General features: G+C 67.6%; 19 protein-coding genes. 14 read left to right on the top strand and 5 right to left on the bottom strand.

Annotated elements, in window-relative coordinates; translation table 11 throughout:
• From AX744_RS02965 to AX744_RS02940, 6 genes are all read left to right on the top strand, one after another.
• A partial coding sequence (locus AX744_RS02965; RefSeq protein ID WP_157543506.1) for a CBS domain-containing protein occupies positions 1-655 on the top strand: 655 nt, incomplete at its 5' end.
• Positions 648-1,544, top strand: a complete 897-nt coding sequence (era, locus tag AX744_RS02960; protein WP_046749411.1) for a GTPase Era — start codon at positions 648-650, stop codon at positions 1,542-1,544. The genes AX744_RS02965 and era, both read left to right, overlap by 8 nt.
• Positions 1,545-1,598: 54 nt before the next feature.
• Positions 1,599-2,126, top strand: coding sequence for an RNA polymerase sigma factor (locus tag AX744_RS02955; protein ID WP_061015344.1), 528 nt, complete (start codon positions 1,599-1,601; stop codon positions 2,124-2,126).
• Positions 2,119-3,099 (top strand): hypothetical protein, encoded by a 981-nt coding sequence (locus AX744_RS02950; protein WP_058631378.1) that lies wholly within the window; start codon positions 2,119-2,121, stop codon positions 3,097-3,099. The genes AX744_RS02955 and AX744_RS02950 overlap by 8 nt, the downstream gene beginning before the upstream one ends.
• Entirely contained in the window at positions 3,096-3,569 is a 474-nt protein-coding gene (locus tag AX744_RS02945) for a hypothetical protein (RefSeq protein WP_058631377.1), read from the top strand. The genes AX744_RS02950 and AX744_RS02945 overlap by 4 nt, the downstream gene beginning before the upstream one ends.
• A 13-nt stretch (positions 3,570-3,582) precedes the next feature.
• Positions 3,583-4,536, top strand: coding sequence for an NADP-dependent oxidoreductase (locus tag AX744_RS02940; RefSeq protein ID WP_061015343.1), 954 nt, complete (start codon positions 3,583-3,585; stop codon positions 4,534-4,536).
• Position 4,537: 1 nt separating this feature from the next.
• Here AX744_RS02940 and AX744_RS02935 read toward each other — a convergent pair whose 3' ends face one another.
• Entirely contained in the window at positions 4,538-5,185 is a 648-nt protein-coding gene (locus AX744_RS02935) for a hypothetical protein (protein WP_061015342.1), read from the bottom strand.
• 193 nt (positions 5,186-5,378) lie between these two features.
• Here AX744_RS02935 and leuA point away from each other — a divergent pair, with 193 nt between their 5' ends.
• Positions 5,379-7,133, top strand: coding sequence for a 2-isopropylmalate synthase (gene leuA / locus AX744_RS02930; protein ID WP_046749191.1), 1,755 nt, complete (start codon positions 5,379-5,381; stop codon positions 7,131-7,133).
• Between the two features lie 72 nt (positions 7,134-7,205).
• Here the strand turns inward: leuA and AX744_RS02925 are convergent, their stop codons facing one another.
• Positions 7,206-7,586: a VOC family protein gene (locus AX744_RS02925; protein WP_046749190.1), complete on the bottom strand. Its 381-nt coding sequence runs from the start codon at positions 7,584-7,586 to the stop codon at positions 7,206-7,208.
• Positions 7,587-7,652: 66 nt separating this feature from the next.
• On the opposite strand from AX744_RS02925, the gene AX744_RS02920 reads away from it, so the two are divergent.
• On the top strand, positions 7,653-8,396 hold the full coding sequence (locus AX744_RS02920; RefSeq protein WP_061015341.1) for a TetR/AcrR family transcriptional regulator C-terminal domain-containing protein: 744 nt from the start codon (positions 7,653-7,655) through the stop codon (positions 8,394-8,396).
• A 5-nt stretch (positions 8,397-8,401) separates the two neighbouring features.
• Here the strand turns inward: AX744_RS02920 and AX744_RS02915 are convergent, their stop codons facing one another.
• Positions 8,402-9,094, bottom strand: coding sequence for a trimeric intracellular cation channel family protein (locus tag AX744_RS02915; RefSeq protein WP_046749188.1), 693 nt, complete (start codon positions 9,092-9,094; stop codon positions 8,402-8,404).
• A gap of 34 nt (positions 9,095-9,128) precedes the next feature.
• Between AX744_RS02915 and recO the strand changes: the two genes are divergently transcribed.
• Entirely contained in the window at positions 9,129-9,872 is a 744-nt protein-coding gene (recO, locus tag AX744_RS02910; RefSeq protein WP_046749187.1) for a DNA repair protein RecO, read from the top strand.
• Positions 9,869-10,672, top strand: coding sequence for an isoprenyl transferase (locus AX744_RS02905; RefSeq protein WP_058631371.1), 804 nt, complete (start codon positions 9,869-9,871; stop codon positions 10,670-10,672). Before recO ends, AX744_RS02905 begins: the two co-directional genes overlap by 4 nt.
• Here AX744_RS02905 and AX744_RS02900 read toward each other — a convergent pair.
• Positions 10,612-11,223, bottom strand: coding sequence for an AAA family ATPase (locus AX744_RS02900; RefSeq protein WP_061015340.1), 612 nt, complete (start codon positions 11,221-11,223; stop codon positions 10,612-10,614). The two genes, AX744_RS02905 and AX744_RS02900, sit on opposite strands and share 61 nt — an antisense overlap.
• Before the next feature lie 69 nt (positions 11,224-11,292).
• Here AX744_RS02900 and AX744_RS02895 point away from each other — a divergent pair, with 69 nt between their 5' ends.
• Entirely contained in the window at positions 11,293-11,979 is a 687-nt protein-coding gene (locus AX744_RS02895) for a DsbA family oxidoreductase (RefSeq protein WP_058631369.1), read from the top strand.
• 14 nt (positions 11,980-11,993) lie between these two features.
• Here the strand turns inward: AX744_RS02895 and AX744_RS02890 are convergent, their stop codons facing one another.
• Positions 11,994-12,488, bottom strand: a complete 495-nt coding sequence (locus tag AX744_RS02890) for a glutathione peroxidase (RefSeq protein ID WP_046749183.1) — start codon at positions 12,486-12,488, stop codon at positions 11,994-11,996.
• A 59-nt stretch (positions 12,489-12,547) separates the two neighbouring features.
• Between AX744_RS02890 and dusB the strand changes: the two genes are divergently transcribed.
• The 3 genes from dusB to dnaG are packed head-to-tail and all read left to right on the top strand — an operon-like array spanning position 12,548 to position 16,936.
• Positions 12,548-13,702 (top strand): tRNA dihydrouridine synthase DusB, encoded by a 1,155-nt coding sequence (dusB, locus tag AX744_RS02885; protein ID WP_061015339.1) that lies wholly within the window; start codon positions 12,548-12,550, stop codon positions 13,700-13,702.
• The gene (locus AX744_RS02880) at positions 13,692-15,077 is read left to right on the top strand and encodes a deoxyguanosinetriphosphate triphosphohydrolase (RefSeq protein WP_046749181.1); all 1,386 of its coding nucleotides are present in this window, start codon (positions 13,692-13,694) and stop codon (positions 15,075-15,077) included. Before dusB ends, AX744_RS02880 begins: the two co-directional genes overlap by 11 nt.
• Positions 15,077-16,936, top strand: coding sequence for a DNA primase (dnaG, locus tag AX744_RS02875; RefSeq protein WP_061015338.1), 1,860 nt, complete (start codon positions 15,077-15,079; stop codon positions 16,934-16,936). The genes AX744_RS02880 and dnaG overlap by 1 nt, the downstream gene beginning before the upstream one ends.
• Positions 16,937-16,953 lie beyond the last annotated feature (17 nt).

Genomic DNA, 16,953 nt, shown 5'->3' with positions numbered 1-16,953 from the left:
GGCGACCACCGACGAGGCGATGGCACTCTTCCTGAACCGCGGCGTGTCCCGGATGCCCGTCGTCGACGACGAGGCCGATGACGTGGTGGGAGTGCTGTACCTCAAGGATCTCGTGCAGTTCGCCTACCGCGACGACAGTGCGTGGCGCGCGGCGTCGATCCGTCCGATCGCGAGGCCGGCGACCTTCGTCCCCGAATCGATGCGAGCGGAGACCCTCCTGCAGCAGATGAAGCGCGATGCCGTGCACGTCTGTCTGGTGATCGATGAGCACGGCGGGATCTCGGGTCTCGTGACTCTCGAGGACCTCATCGAGGAACTCGTCGGCGAGATCTCCGACGAGTACGATCAGGTATCGGCGGAGTTCGTCGATCTCGGTCACGGACGATACCGCGTGAGTGCTCGCCTCTCGCTCGAAGACGTCGGCGATCTGTTCGGGCTCGAGCTCGAGGACGAGGACGTGGATTCGATCGGCGGTCTGCTCGGGAAGGCGCTGGGACAGGTTCCCCAGCCCGGCGCCACGGCGACCGTGGAAGGTCTGGTGCTCACCGGCGGTGCATCGCGGGGGCGTGGACGAGGTATCGCGACGGTGTTCGTGGAACGTGCGGCGGGGGAACCCGACGCTTCGCAGGATGAAGGAGATCGAGACGATGACTGACGACACCCGAAGCGGTTTCGTGACCTTCGTCGGCCGCCCCAACGTCGGGAAGTCGACGCTCACGAACGCCCTCGTCGGCGAGAAGATCGCGATCACGAGCGAGAAGCCGCAGACGACACGTCGCGCTATCCGCGGCATCGTCAATCGCCCGGAGGGGCAGCTGGTCATCGTGGACACCCCGGGGATCCACAAGCCGCGCACGCTGCTCGGCGAGCGGCTGAACGACCTCGTGGAGCAGGTGCTGGGCGACGTCGACGTCATCGGATTCTGCGTTCCTGCGAATGAGAAGGTGGGCCCGGGGGACAGGCGGATCGCGGCATCCCTCGACGGGTACCCGCGCGCGAAGAAGATCGCGATCGTGACCAAGATGGATGCGGCCGGCCGTGACGAGGTCACGGAGCGTTTGCTGGAGGTCGATTCGCTGCGCGAGGACTGGGCCGCGGTCGTCCCGCTGTCCGCCCTCACCCGCGAGCAGCTCGACGTGTTGTCGGACGAGATCCTGACGCTGATGCCGAAGGGGCCCGCGCTGTACCCGGAGGGCATCACGACCGACGAGTCGCAGGAGGACCGGATCGCCGAGATGATCCGCGAGGCCGCTCTCGAGGGCGTGCGCGACGAGCTTCCGCATTCGATCGCCGTCGTCATCGACGACATCGCGCCGAGGGAGGGCACCGACCTCACCGACGTGCACGCATCCATCGTCGTGGAGCGTGACAGCCAGAAGGCGATCATCATCGGGCATAAGGGCAAGCGTCTCAGCGAGGTGGGCGCGCGAGCGCGTGCGGGCATCGAGGAACTGCTGGGGACGCGCGTCTTCCTCGGGTTGCATGTGAAGGTCGCGAAGGAGTGGCAGCGCGACCCGAAACAGCTCGGCAGACTCGGGTTCTGAGATGACATCCGGCACTACGTCGATGGCGGCGGGAAGGCCGCCGACCCCGACGACATGAGCGGCCGCAGCGAAGACCCGAATCCGCTGCGCGACGAGGTCTTCAGCCGGGTGTTCGACGAACACTGGGCAGCCGTTCGACACCACATCGAGGGCGTGGTCGGCGCCGAGGCCGAGGTCACCGAGATCGTCTCGGAGGTCTTCCTCCTCGCCTGGACGAAGCTGCGCCCTGCCCGTCCGCCGAGCCGGGTCTGGCTTCTGCGGGCAGCTGATCGGCGACTGGGTGACCGCTCCGGTCGTACGTCAGCACCGCACGGTGTGTTCGATGCCGTGCGTCTCGGCGTCTCCGGCGAGGAAGGTGAACCCGATCCTGTCGGCAGGGTGGCGGTCATGCGGGCTTTGGCTGTCCTCACTCCCCGCCAGAGGCGTATCATCATGCTCACGTACTGGGACGGACTCACGGTGGGGGAGATCGCGGAGTTGTCGCGCACTTCCGAGTTCCGGGTGCGGAAGTCGCTGGGACGTGCGCGGGAACGCCTGCGTGCGGAGCTGGGTCTGGAGGGGCTGATAACGGGTGATGATTGACGATGCCGTACTCGAACGGATGCTGATCGACGCCGATCCCGCACCGACGCCGCGTGAGGCGGCACCGGATGCCCTGGCTCTCGCGACCAGGGATCGTATCCTCCGCACGAGTGCGGCGCCTCGCAGGAGACGTCGGCGGGCGATCGGCTGGGCCTCCGGGCTGACGGCGGTCGCCGCATCCACCGCCCTGGCCTTCGCCGTCTTCTCGCCCCAGGGCGCCGCGGTGGCCGGGATGCCATCGCCTCTCGACTTCGAAGGCTCGACCACGGTCGCGCAGACGGTGGATGACGCGGACGCGGCTCTCGCCGGTCCGACCGGACCCGCAGCGCCGGAGCGCGCCGTGCGGACCGCCTTCTGGGGGTTCTCGGTCGAGGTCGAGGCGAAGGTCAGCAAGGTCGTCCCGCAGCTCTCCACGCTCACGTGGGAACCGGACGGCTCGGGCCGGATGACGATCGTCGCCGGCGTCCCCTACGATCCGGAGGACGCGGTGGCGAGCAACGCCGCCGAGGTGACCAGCAGTGGGGAGGTCGTCACCGACCTCGTCATGGCGCCGGGCGATTTCTACACCCCCTGGACGGACGTGCCGGGCGAGACGCGTCAGGACATGATCGCCATCCTCCGTGCCTTCGGCATGCCTGAGAACCCGACGGCGTACGACGTCGAGGTGGCTTTCACGTCGGTCCTCGACCAGTGGACGCTGACGAACGCGCAGCACCGCGAGCTGCTCGCGCTCCTCGAGGAGGCGCAGGGCGGGGAAGCGCTCGGGATGACGAAGGACCGTCTGGGGCGGGAAGTGAACGGCGTCAGGGTCATATCGCCGGATGGCGCCGCCAGCGATCTGATCCTGGTCTCCCGTGACACCGGCAGGATCGTGGGCGTCGAACGCACCGTGTTGATCGCAGACGACGTCTTCGCCGCCGGTTCGATCATCTCGTATCAGATGTGGGACCTCGATGAGGAGGAGATCAGATGAGGCCGAGGGTTATCGTCGCTGCGACGATGCTGAGCGCAATACTGCTTCTCAGTGCGGCACCGGCGCAGGCTGCTCTGGAGGGCGACGACGCTGTCGCTCCCGAGATCATCGCGATGCTCGAGGAAGTGCCCGGCGGTGTGATCATCGATTCGACGCATGCGGCGTGGCCCGCGCTCGGCATGGAACTCGCGATCGGGACCATCGCGCTCCGGTCGGCGCTTTCGGTCGGGAGCTGTGCGACCGATCGGTTCTGCGCCTACAGCGCCGGGTCGCTCGGCGGCAACAAGCTCACGTTCAGCGTGTGCAGCGTCAACACGATTCCCTCCACGTTCATCGCGAAGTCGGTCGCCAATGCGCGGAGCTCCGGTCACGTGCAGGCGCGAAACGGCAGCACCACGGTCACCACCGTCAACGCGGGAAGCTGGGCGAACCTCGCAGGCACGGTCAACAACCTCCGCTGCGTCCTCTGAGCAGGTCCGAGCGATGACGGTGGTGGTCTCTCGAGCGCGGCACTGGGTCGCCGCGGGGTGGGGTTCGCCCGACCTCTGGGAGTTCGTCGAGCACGACATTCCGGCTCCGGAGCACGGCATGGTCACCATTCGCGTCCTCGCCGCCGGGGTGAACCCCGCTGATGCGAAACATGTCGCTGCTGCCCGACCGGGCGTCGAGCTGCCGGTGCCGATCGGGTATGAGGTCTCGGGAGAGGTCTCGGCCATCGGCCAGGGTACCCGCATCGGTTCGGGCGCTGTCGACATCGGCGACGAGGTCATCGCCTTCCGCGTGCGAGGCGGCTATGCGACCGCGGTCACCGTCCCGGCTGAGAAGGTCTTCGCGAAGCCCTCCACCCTGACGCATCCGGAGGCGGCGAACCTGCTCCTCGTGGGTACGACTGCCGCGGAGATGCTCGCCGTCACCGGTGCGGCGCCGGGGGAGACGATCCTGCTCCACGGTGCCTCCGGTGCTGTCGGTGCGAGCGTGCTGCAGCAGGCACGCCTGCGCGGCATACGCGTCATCGCAACGGCGAGCGAGTCCCGGTTCGACGAGGTGCGACGATTCGGAGGGCTCCCGGTGCGCTACGGCTCGGGGCTCGCCGCACGTGTGCGCGCTCTGGCGGACGGGCCGATCGCTGCGGCATTGGACGCCGTGGGGACGCACGAAGCGGTGGATGCATCGCTCGAACTGGTAGGCGATCGTCGGCGGATCGTGACCATCGCCGCGGCTGACCGCGCGACGGCCGACGGCATCCTCGCCATCGCCGGCTCCATGCCCGAGAGCGCACGTTTCCGGGATGAGGTCCGCAGCGAGTTGATCGCTCTGGCGCAGAACGGCGATCTCGTCGTTCCCCTGGCCCGCACGTTTCCGCTCTCCGAGGCACGCGCGGCCCACCGACTCCTCGCCACGGGTCACCCCGGAGGCAAGCTCGCGTTGATCCCGTAGCTCAGTCGATCTCCCGAAGCGCTGAGGTCACGATCACGACGCCGTCACCGTACTCCGCGTCAGCGGCCTCCTGGATGGCACCGTCATCCCACGTGACGCTGAGCCGGACGTAGCCGCGGTCCGTGCTGACGGTGAGCGCCTCTCCACCGAGACGGGTGGCGATGTCGTCCTGGATCCTCGTGAGCTCGTCGGCCGGTGTGGTGCCGTCGACGCCGCCCGTCGGATCCTCCGTTGGGATCGGGTCGAACAACGCGAGCATGACCGGTGGATCGGTGCTGGTGAGCCGTTCACCGTCGTAGGTCGCGTAGACGGCGTAGGCGCCCCAGGTCGTCTCTCCGCTGGACTCGCTGCCCTCGAGTCCAGCCCAGGACCAGCCGGCGAGAGGCACTCCGCTGCACTGGGGCGGATACGATTCCATGATCGCTCCCAGACACAGCTGTACCTCGCCCGCCACATCGAGCACCGTGCCCACGCCGATCACGCGCCCTTCCGGGAGGTCAGGCCGGACGTCTTCGAGCCCCTGCCCTGATGGTGCAGACGTGCTCGTCGGCGCCGCGGAGCCTCCGGGCCCGGAGGTGCAGGCGCTCAGGAGCAGGAGGCCGAAGACGGAGGCGACGGCGAGGGTCAGGCGACGCGGCGATGTGCTCATATCGGGGAGTGTCGACAGCGAAGGAAACGTCTCACACCCGTCGAATCGGCGGAGTCAACCCTGCTAGCATGACCACATGCCTTTCGGCGGTCTGCTTCTTCTTAGCTGCCGCGACGAGTCCTAAAGCTAGGGCCTTCCTCGTCGCGGCGCTTGTGTTGGCCCGTTTACCCTGACGAAGAGAAGAAGCCCCATCATGCAGAACACTCAGCGCCCGTCCGCGATGCCGATCCACAAGTACCGGCCGTTCCACGAGCAGATCACCGTCCAGCTGCCGGACCGCACCTGGCCCGATGCCCGCATCACCGAGGCGCCCCGCTGGTGCGCGGTCGACCTCCGCGACGGCAACCAGGCGCTCATCGACCCGATGTCGCCCGAGCGCAAGCGCGTCATGTTCGAGCTGCTCGTCAGCATGGGGTACAAGGAGATCGAGGTCGGCTTCCCCTCGGCGAGCCAGACCGACTTCGACTTCGTGCGTCAGCTCATCGAGGAGAACCTCATCCCCGACGATGTCACGATCCAGGTCCTGACGCAGGCGCGCGAGCACCTGATCGCCCGCACCTATGAGGCGATCGCGGGAGCGAAGCAGGCCATCGTGCACCTGTACAACTCTACGAGCGTGCTGCAGCGCGAGGTGGTCTTCCGCACCGACAAGCAGGGCATCATCGACATCGCACTCGAGGGCGCCCGGCTGTGCCGGGAGTTCGAGAAGACGATCCCCGACACGAAGGTGTACTACGAGTACTCGCCCGAGAGCTACACGGGGACCGAGCTCGAGTTCGCCGTGGACATCTGCAACCAGGTGATAGAGGTCTTCGAGCCCACGCCCGACCGCAAGGTCATCATCAACCTCCCGGCGACCGTCGAGATGGCATCGCCGAACGTGTATGCCGACTCGATCGAGTGGATGAGCCGCAACCTCGCGCACCGCGAGAACGTGATTCTGTCGCTGCACCCGCACAACGACCGCGGCACCGCGATCGCGGCCGCCGAGCTCGGATACATGGCCGGGGCCGACCGTATCGAAGGCTGCCTGTTCGGCAACGGTGAACGCACCGGCAACGTCGACCTCGTCGCGCTGGGGATCAACATGTTCACGCAGGGCATCGACCCGCAGATCGACTTCAGCGACATCGACCAGGTCAAGCGCACGGTCGAGTACTGCAACCAGCTGCCGGTGCCCGAGCGCAGCCCGTGGGCGGGTGACCTCGTCTTCACGGCATTCAGCGGCTCCCACCAGGACGCGATCAAGAAGGGGTTCGAGGCCATGGCGGCCAAGGCCGAGGCGCAGGGCGTCACGGTGGACGAGATCGAGTGGGCGGTGCCGTACCTGCCCATCGACCCGAAGGACCTCGGTCGCTCCTATGAGGCCGTGATCCGCGTGAACTCGCAGTCCGGCAAGGGTGGCGTCGCCTACCTGCTCAAGGCCGACCACGCGATCGATCTGCCCCGCAAGCTGCAGATCGAGTTCTCCGGAGTCGTGCAGGCCAAGACGGATGCCGAGGGCGGCGAGGTCACCAGCGAGCAGATCTGGTCGATCTTCAACGACGAGTACCTCCCCGCCGCCGACACCGCAGCCAAGTGGGGGCGCTTCGAACTGCTCGCGACCCAGACCCGGAGCGACATGTCGGGCGACGTGGCACTTGACGTGGTGCTCCGCGACGACGATCAGCAAGTGTCCGTCACGGGCAACGGCAACGGTCCGGTCGCGGCGTTCGTCGAGGTGTTGCGTGGACAGGGCTTCGACATCACGGTCTACGACTACGTCGAGCACGCTCTCAGCGCCGGCGGAGACGCGCAGGCCGCGGCCTACGTCGAGCTGCAGGTCGGCGACCAGCGCCTGTGGGGTGTAGGCATCGACGGAGACATCTCCACCGCATCGCTCAAGGCGATCGTCTCGGGTGTGAACCGTTCGATCCGCACGCGTCAGCAGGAGCTGGCAACCGTCTGATCCCGGTTCGAATCGCGCGATCGGTCGTGTCCGTCGACAGGAGGGGACCGATCGCGCGATTCGAGGTAGAGGTCAGTCCACCCACTGCACCAGCTGCCAGATGAGGCCGTTGGGGTCGGCGAACTGACCATAGCGCTCACCCCAGGGTTCAGTCTCCGGAGGGGTGACCACACGAGCGCCTGCGTCGGCGATGCGGGTGAACTCCCGGTCGATATCGTCGACGACGAAGACGATCAGGGTGCCCTGACCGGCGGAGCCGGCGATCTCTTGTGGGCGGAACGTCGAGAGCCCGGTCTGGAGGAAGATCATGTTCGGGACGGGCCCCGGGTGCTGCAACGAGACGAAGCCGTCCGCGGACATCGCCTCCTCGAAGCCGAAGTGCGTCGTGGCGAAGGCGGCGGAGGCCGCCACGTCGGGGACGTTGAACGAGAGGGCGGTCTGAGTGATGTTCACGGTTCTCCATTCCAAAAGTCTGTACAGTGTACAAGGTGAAGGTGGAAGCGGTCTAGGCTATTCCCGATGGCCAAGAATCTCGTCGATCTGCTCTGGCGGCACAGCCCCGCGGTTCCCGTGACCCGCCAGCGCGGGCCGAAGGCACGTCACTCGGCGGATGACGTCGTGGATCGTGCCGTCGCACTGGCTGACGCCGACGGCCTCGGCGCGGTGACGATCCGCTCGCTGGCGCAGTCCCTCGACCTCACCCCGATGTCGATCTACACGCACGTCAACAGCCGCGCCGACCTGCTCGTGCTGATGGCGGATGCGATGCACGCCAGTCTTCGCAGTGAGCCCGCGGAGGCCTCGGGCTGGCGTGCGGCGGTCCGGGCGGTCGCCGAGGACAACCTGCACCTCCTCCGCGCTCATCCATGGCTCATCGACATCCACGATCCCCGTGTCGTATTCGGCCCTGGCACCATCGCCAAGTACGACCGGGAACTCCATGCTTTCGACGACCTCGGTCTCAGCGACGTGGAGCGTGACGCGGCGCTGAGCTTCGTGCTGGACTTCACTCTCTCTGCGGCGGCTCGGATGCGCGAGGAGCAGCGCGCAGCGGCGTTCGCGGCATCGTGGGCAGAGGCCGCACCGCGTCTGGCGGCCTACCTCGGTGAGGAGATGCCCCTCGCCAGGTCGGTGGGTCAGTCTGCGGGGGAAGCCATGGGCGTTCCCTACGACGCTCGAACGGCGTGGGACTTCGGTCTCGAGCGAGTGATCGACGGACTCGCCGGCATGGTACGCGGCGCGGACCGCCTCCGCGGCACCTGAACCGGTCAGTCCTGAGGCTTCACGATCGCGATCGCACCGGTCTCCGCGGCGACCTTACGGCGGTAGAGACGGCGCTGCTCCGGGAGTGAGACATCGAACGTCACCGCGAGGATCCGGATCACGGCCGTCACGACGATGCCGATGACCGCCGCGAGGGGAATCGGCATCCCGAGTGCGACGGCGATCACGATGAACGTGCACCCCGCTCCGGCAGCGACCGCATACAGCGAGCCGACGTGCATGATCGCGGTCGGCAGGCCCATCAGCATGTCGCGGAGCACGCTTCCTCCGACCGCGGCACAGACGCCGATGAAGACCGCCGGCACCTCGGGAATCCCGAAGGCGAGGGCCTTGCTCGTGCCGAAGGCGCCGAACATGCCGATCACCACGGCATCGAGGACGACGATGGCGGTGTTCAGGCGGGTGAAGAGCCCGGCGAGCAGCATGCCCAGAAGCGCGGCGCCGGCCGCAGTGACCAGGTACCACTGATTCTGCAGCGTGGCGGGGGTCTGCCCGAGCAGGATGTCGCGGATCAGACCACCGCCCATCCCGATCATGATGCCGATGATGGCCACCCCGAGCCAGTCGAGCCGTCTCTGACCCTGGAAACCCGATGCGAACATCGCGCCCTGGACTCCGCCGAGGCCGACGCCGAGCAGGTCCGCCCAGAGCGGAATGATGAAGAGCGGTTCGGTCACCCGTTCATTCTCGCGCACGGAGGATAATCGAAGGGTGCCCACCTATCGAGACGAAGCGGTGATCCTGCGCACCCACAAACTCGGTGAGGCAGATCGCATCGTCACGATGCTGTCGAGACGGCACGGCAAGGTCCGCGCGGTGGCGAAGGGAGTGCGCCGGACGTCGTCCAAGTTCGGCGCCAGGCTCGAGCCGTTCATGGTCGCCGACGTGCAGCTCTACCAGGGCCGCTCGCTCGATATCGTGCAGCAGGCCGAGTCCCTCGGCTCTTACGGCACCGACATCGCCGCACACTACGACCGCTTCACCGCGGCCAACGCCATGGTGGAGACGGCGGACCGTCTGAGCGACGCGGAGGCCACTCCCGATCAGTACCTGCTGCTCGTCGGCGGGCTGCGGGCGTTGTCGCGGGGAGAGCACGTCGCACGGAGCATCCTCGACTCGTACCTGCTGCGGGTGATGTCGCTGTCGGGTTGGGCGCCATCGCTCGACGAGTGCGCCCGCTGCGGCACCCCAGGGCCGCACTCGCGATTCGTCGCTCAGCTCGGTGGGCTCGTCTGCCAGAACTGCGCCCCGGCAGGCAGCCCGCGTGTCGCAGAGAAGACCCTGGCGTTGCTCCGTTCGCTCATCGCGGGGGAGTGGGACGTGATCGACGCAGCGGCGCCGGCCGACACCGCCGCAGCCTCGGGACTTGTCTCCGCGTACGCCCAATGGCACCTGGAGCGCGGCATCCGCTCCCTCTCCCATGTGTCAGACATCACTTCAGAAGGAGCACGGTGAGCCCGAAGCCCTATACGCACAAGGACGCCGTCCCCTATCGACCGCTGGACTGGACAGGTTCGTACCCGCCCGCGTTCCGGGCCGTGCCCGAGCACGTGGCGATCGTCATGGACGGCAACGGCCGGTGGGCGAACCGCCGGGGACTCAACCGCATCGAGGGGCACAAGGCGGGGGAGGAGGTCTTGCTCGACGTGGTCGCCGGCGCGATCCAGGCGGGGGTCAAGCACCTCTCGGTGTACGCCTTCTCGACCGAGAACTGGGCGCGTTCGCCGGAAGAGGTCCGCTTCCTCATGGGTTACAACCGCGACGTCCTGCACCGCCGTCGCGATCAGCTCAACGAATGGGGTGTGCGCATCCGCTGGGCCGGCCGCAAGCCGCGCCTGTGGGGCAGCGTCATCAAGGAGTTGCAGCACGCTGAGCGACTGACCCGCGACAATGACGTGCTCACGCTCACGATGTGCGTCAACTACGGCGGCAGGGTCGAACTCGTGGATGCCATGCGGGCGATCGCCGACGATGTCGCGGCAGGGCGCGTGAAGCCCAAGGCGATCACCGAGAAGATGATCCGCCGCCATCTGTACGTCCCCGACATGCCGGACGTCGATCTGTTCCTGCGCAGCTCGGGCGAACAACGTACCTCGAACTTCCTGCTGTGGCAGTCGGCATACGCCGAGATGGTCTTCCTCGACACGCTCTGGCCCGATTTCTCGCGCGAGGAGCTGTGGCGGGCGATCGGGATCTACCTGTCGCGCGACCGTCGCTTCGGCGGTGCGATCGACGTTCCCGACGCCTCTGCCTGAGCACGCAGCCACCGTCTCGTCTCCCGCGGATGACGGAGACGGACGATCGTGAGGTGCGGGAAGCGCTCCTGCAACGCGGGGAAGCGCTCCGTCCACTTGTGAAGTGTCGCTGCCTGCCACGCGAGGATGTTCTCCTCCGGATCACGGCGGAACATGGTCCACGGCCCCTTCTCGCGGTTGCCGTTCCAGAGCTCGAGCCGCAGCACGCCTCGAGCCAGCGTGCGCCGGATCAGGCGGCCTCGCACCACGCGGTACGGGTAGTCGAGCCAGATCGCGAGCTGTGCGCGCGGGGGGAGGATGTCGTCCGTTCCCTTGCTCGTGTACTGCCACTCGGTGATCCAGTGCTCCTCCGCTGCGAAGGCCCGCACGTCGTCGAGGAACTCGGGGCGCGGCGTCCACTCGGGGCCGTGGAACAGGCCGTCGATCTCCACATGGCGCAGGTTCCACAGGCGGGCCAGCCGTCGGGCGAGCGTGGTCTTGCCGGACCCTGAGACGCCGGCGACGAGCACGCGCTCGGGGACGGAGGGCAGCGGGTCTTCGGCGGAGAGCATCCGAGAATCCTATCCGCGGCTCGGATCGGGTTCGGAATAGCCCGTAGGTGCATGCGGTTGCATAGCAGTGTGACTGAACCCATCTCCATCGACATCTGGTCCGACATCGCCTGCCCCTGGTGCTACATCGGCAAGCGCAACCTCGAGAAGGGTCTCGAAGCGGTCGCGGCCGACGAGGACGCACCGCAGGTCAACATCACCTTCCACTCGTTCGAGCTCTCGCCCGACACCCCCGTCGACTTCGACGGTGACGAGATCGACTTCCTCGCAGGCCACAAGGGCATGCCGCGCGAGCAGGTCGAGCAGATGCTCTCGAACGTGACGGGTGTGGCGGCGAACGCCGGCCTCGAGTACCGGTTCGATCTGCTGCAGCACACGAACACGGTGAAGGCGCACGAGCTGCTGCACTTCGCCAAGGCAGAGGGGCTGCAGCACGAGATGGAAGAGCGGCTCATGTCCGCCTACTTCACCGAGGGCAAGCACGTCGGTCGCATCGATGATCTCGTCGAGCTGGCTGTCGAGGTCGGGCTCGACGCAGACCGTGCCCGCGCAGCACTCGAGAGCGAGCAGTACCTGCCCGCCGTGCGTCAGGACCAGGCGCAGGCCCGCGCCTACGGAATCCAGGGCGTGCCGTTCTTCGTCGTCGACGGCCAGTACGGCATCAGCGGCGCGCAACCGCCCGCGGCGTTCGAGAACGTTCTCCGCGACCTCTGGTCCAAGCGCGGAGAGGCCGAGCCGGAGACCGCGGCCGTCTGACGGGCCGGCGCGCTCTAGCGGGTCAGCGCCGCTTCGATCGCACTGACGATCTCGGGGGCGTCCGGCTTCTGCTTCGGCCGGAAGCGCAGGACGTCCCCGTCCGGCAGCACGAGGAACTTCTCGAAGTTCCATTCCACGCGCCCGGCTTTGCCACCGGCGTCGGGAGTCTCCTTGAGCGCCTTGTAGAGCTCGGCGGCGTTCTTGCCGTTCACCTTGACCTTGTCGTTGACGGGGAAGGTGACGCCGTAGGTCGTCGAGCAGAACTCGAGGATGTCGTCGACAGAGCCGGGCTCCTGACCGAAGAACTGATTGCAGGGGAAGCCGACGACGGTGAATCCGCGATCGCCGTACAGACGCTGCAGTTCCTCCAGCTGCTCGTACTGCGGCGTCAGCCCGCACTTGGACGCGACGTTGACCACGAGCACCACATCGGCGCCCAGATCGTCGAGCGTCTTCTCCTCGCCCTTCGCGTCGGTGAACGGGATGGTGCGGAGCGAGGATTCGGTCATATGCACAGCTTAGATCGCCGCATCCCTCCGGGCTCCGCGTCTGGGAGAATGGACAGGACATGACTCTCGCCACCGCCCCCGCCCGCCCTCTTCGCATCGGCCCGATCGATCTCGACGTGCCGGTCGTCCTCGCACCCATGGCGGGGATCACCAACACCGCCTTCCGACGTCTGTGTCGCGAGTACGGCGCCGGGCTCTACGTGAGCGAGATGATCACCTCGCGGGCGCTCGTCGAACGCAACGAGACCACGATGCGACTCATCCGGCATCACGAGTCCGAGACGCCGCGGTCCATCCAGCTCTACGGCGTCGACCCGAAGACCATCGCGGAGGCCGTGCGCATCATCGTCGCCGAGGATCACGCCGACCACATCGACCTCAACTTCGGGTGCCCGGTGCCGAAGGTCACCCGTCGCGGCGGGGGAGCGGCGCTGCCGTGGAAGTCGAAGCTGTTCGCCGACATCGTCGACCAGGCGGTGAAAGCCGCCGGCGACATCCCTCTCACCGTGAAGATGCGCAAAGGCATCGACAAGGATCACCTCACGTTCCTCGATGCAGGGCGTGCGGCCGAAGACGCCGGGGCCGCCGCCGTGGCGCTGCATGCCAGGACTGCCGGCGAGTACTACTCCGGGTTCGCGGACTGGAACGCGATCGGCGAGCTGAAGCAGGCGGTCACGAGCATCCCGGTGCTGGGGAACGGCGACATCTGGTCGGCCGACGATGCGGTGCGCATGATGGCGCAGACCGACTGCGACGGAGTGGTGGTCGGGCGCGGCTGCCTCGGACGCCCTTGGCTGTTCGGCGAGTTGGCGACCGCGTTCGGCGGGGAGGGGAAGACGGTCGACGCGACGCTCGGCTTCGTCGCTGACGCCTTCCGCCGCCACGCCGAGCTCCTCGTCGAGTTCTTCGAGGATGAGGATCGCGGATGCCGTGACATCCGCAAGCACGTCTCCTGGTACTTCAAGGGCTACCCGGTCGGGGGCGACATCCGCACCGGACTCGCCACGGCGTCCAGCCTCGCCGAGATCGACGACCTCCTCGGCCGGCTCGATCACACGGCACCGTATCCCGGTGCGGACGCCGAGGGGCAGCGCGGGCGGGCGGGACACCCGAAGCGCACGGCCCTGCCGGACAAGTGGTTGGAGTCGCGGGAGATCGCATCCGACACCTCGGAGATGATGCGTGGAGCGGAGATCGAGAACAGTGGCGGTTGACCCCCGGCCAGGCCTGCGTGCCGACGGCTACGACGCGCGAGACGCCGAACGCTTCTTCGCCGAGACCCATCGATCCGAGCGCAACGACTTCGCTCGTGATCGTGCCCGTGTCCTGCATTCTGCCGCGCTGCGCCGACTCGCCGCCAAGACGCAGGTGCTCAGCCCTGCCAGCACCGCGGATTTCGCCCGCAACCGTCTGACGCATTCCCTCGAGGTCGCTCAGGTCGGGCGCGAGCTCGCTGTCGCACTGGACGTGTCGGCCGATGTCGTCGACACCGCGTGCCTCAGCCACGACCTGGGGCATCCTCCCTTCGGTCACAACGGCGAGCGGGCACTGAACGAGTGGGCAGAGCCCATCGGGGGGTTCGAGGGGAACGCCCAGTCCCTGCGCATCCTGTCCCGACTCGAGGCGAAGGTGCTCGACGACAGCGACCGCTCGGTCGGCCTGAACCTGACCCGCGCCAGCCTCGACGCGACGTGCAAGTACCCGTGGACGGTCGACAGCCCGGTCCCCGATCCCGGTGGACGTCTGAAGTTCGGCGTGTACCCCGAGGATGAAGCCGTGTTCCGTTGGATGCGCGAAGGCGCTCCTGGTCGACTCCGGTGCATCGAGGCCGAGATCATGGACCTCTCGGACGACATCGCCTACTCCGTCCACGACTTCGAGGATGCGATCGTCAACGGCTACGTCGACGTCGCCCAGCTCGCCGACCCCGCTCAGCACGACGCACTCGTCGGGCGTATCCAGCAGTGGGTCGGGTACGACTTCACGCGTGACGAGCTCGCCGACGCGCTCTACCGTCTGGCGTCGCAGCCGATGTGGCTCTCCTCGTTCGACCGTTCCCGTCAGGCTCTCGCGCGGCTCAAGAACCTCACAAGTGACCTGATCGGACGTTTCGCCCGTGCTTCGGTCTCCGCCACCAGGGAGGCGTACGGTACGAAGGCGCTGGTCCGGTACAACGCCCATGTCATCGTCCCGCGGGTGATCGAGGTGGAGATCGCCGTGTTGAAGGGCATCATGGGCCAGGCCATCGTCACGATCGAAGCCCGCAAGGGCGTCTACAAGGAGCAGCGGCGCGTGCTGAAGAGGCTCGCCGACGCCCTCTGGTCGACCGATGCGCTGTGGTCCGCGGGTTCCGATGTGCTCGAGCCCGCGTTCGCCGCCGACTTCATCGCGGCGGAGACCGACGCCCAGCGCGCCAGAGTCGTCGTGGATCAGATCGCGAGCCTCACCGATCAGAGCGCCATCGACTGGCACAACCGTCTCGTCGGGGAGATCGACCCGGCCGAGGTGGGGATCTGGACTCCCCGTCACGCCCGCCCCGGTGCGCGGCCGCACACCGAGCGCGTTCCCGTCGCGGAAAGAGCGCACTGATGCCGCGGATCCGTCAGGCCGATGTCGATGAGGTGAAGGCGCGCACGAACATCGCCGACATCATCGGCGAGCGCGTGGCGCTGAAGCCCGCCGGAGTCGGATCCCTCAAGGGCCTGTGCCCGTTCCACGACGAGAAGAGCCCGAGTTTCCATGTCCGGCAGCAGGTGGGGTACTACCACTGCTTCGGATGCGGGGAGTCCGGAGACGTGTACTCCTTCCTCCGGGAGATGGACCACGTCAGCTTCACGGAGGCGGTGGAGCGTCTCGCCGGCCGCATCGGGTACACGCTGCACTATGAGGACGGCGGAGCCGCCCCCGAGACGAGTGGGCGGAGTCGGCTGTATGCAGCCAACACCGCAGCCGCGGAGTTCTTCCGCGCGCAGTTGCTCACCCCGGACGCCGAGGCAGGACGTCGCTTCCTCGGGGAGCGCGGGTTCGATGCAGGTGCTGCAGCGCATTTCGGAGTCGGCTTCGCCCCGCGTGGCTGGGACGGCATGCTGAAGGCGCTCACCGCGCAGGGGTTCACCCGCGAGGAGCTCAGCAATGCCGGCCTCGTCTCGACCGGACAGCGCGGTGTCTACGACAGATTCCGCGGGCGTCTCGTGTGGCCGATCAGGGACGTGTCGGGGCAGACGATCGGCTTCGGCGCCCGCAAGCTGTTCGACGACGACCAGGGGCCGAAGTACCTGAACACCCCGGAGACGCCGATCTACAAGAAGGCGCAGGTGTTGTACGGGCTCGACCTCGCCAAGCGCGACATCGCCAGAGGCGACCCACGCCGGGTCGTGGTGGTCGAGGGCTACACCGATGTGATGGCCTGCCATCTCGCGGGACTCACGACGGCGATCGCCACATGCGGTACGGCGTTCGGCACCGAGCACATCAAGGTGCTGCGCCGCGTGATGGGCGACGACAACGCCTCAGGCGAGGTGGTCTTCACCTTCGACGGTGATGAAGCCGGTCAGAAGGCGGCCCTGCGTGCCTTCACGGAGGATGACCGATTCAACGCCCAGACCTTCGTCGCGGTCGCGCCCGACGGTATGGATCCGTGCGACCTGCGACTCCGGCGAGGAGATGCCGCGGTTCGGGGGCTGATGGACACCAAGCAGCCGATGTTCGAGTTCGCGATCGACCGCAAACTCGGCGGCTTCGACCTCTCCACGGTGGAAGGGCGCGTCGGTGCTCTGCGGGCGGCCGCTCCCATCGTGGCGGAGATCCGCGATCAGCTTCTTCGCCCGGGGTACGAACGCGTACTGGCGCGGCGGCTCGGGATGGACCCCACCGAAGTGCGCAGTGAGGTCGAACGCGCCGCTCGCGGAGCCTCGACCCCGCAGCAGCCGCGTCGGGAGGCCTCGCAGATCGACTCGGTCACGGGGGCTCCCCTCGTCACCCCGGTGACGCTGGCGAGTCTGCCGCGCAGCCCCGACGTCGCGGTCGAACGCGACGCGCTGATGGGTGCGCTCCAGTACGGACACCAGGTCGATCAGGCGCTGCTCAACCGGGCGTTGGAGGCATCCTTCCGGACTCCAGGGCTGGACGCCGTGCGTGAGGCGGTTGCGGCGGCTCCGGACCGCACCAGGGCCGGCTGGGTGACCGAGGCCGTGAACGGCGTGCGTGAACCCTACCGCTCCCTCGCGGGGGAGCTGTTGATGACGCCGTTCCCCGAGCGGACGGAGGAGCGGGCCGTCGCCACTGTGACCGACCTCGCCCGCAGGCTCGTGCTCCGGCAGCTCGAGCACGAGAAGCAGGAGCTCCTCGGTGCGGTGCAACGCGTGCCTGCCGATTCCGATGGTGGTCGCGCGCTGCGGATGCGCCTGCGCGACATCGACGCAGAGCGTCAGCGCTTCGCCGAGTCGTAACGGGGAGCGGGGGCCGG

Source organism: Microbacterium sp. CCH5-D1 (assembly GCF_001557335.1).
Lineage (GTDB): Bacteria > Actinomycetota > Actinomycetes > Actinomycetales > Microbacteriaceae > Microbacterium > Microbacterium oxydans.
Note: the sequence above shows the minus strand (reverse complement) of the source record. Positions and strands in the feature narration are given on the sequence as shown.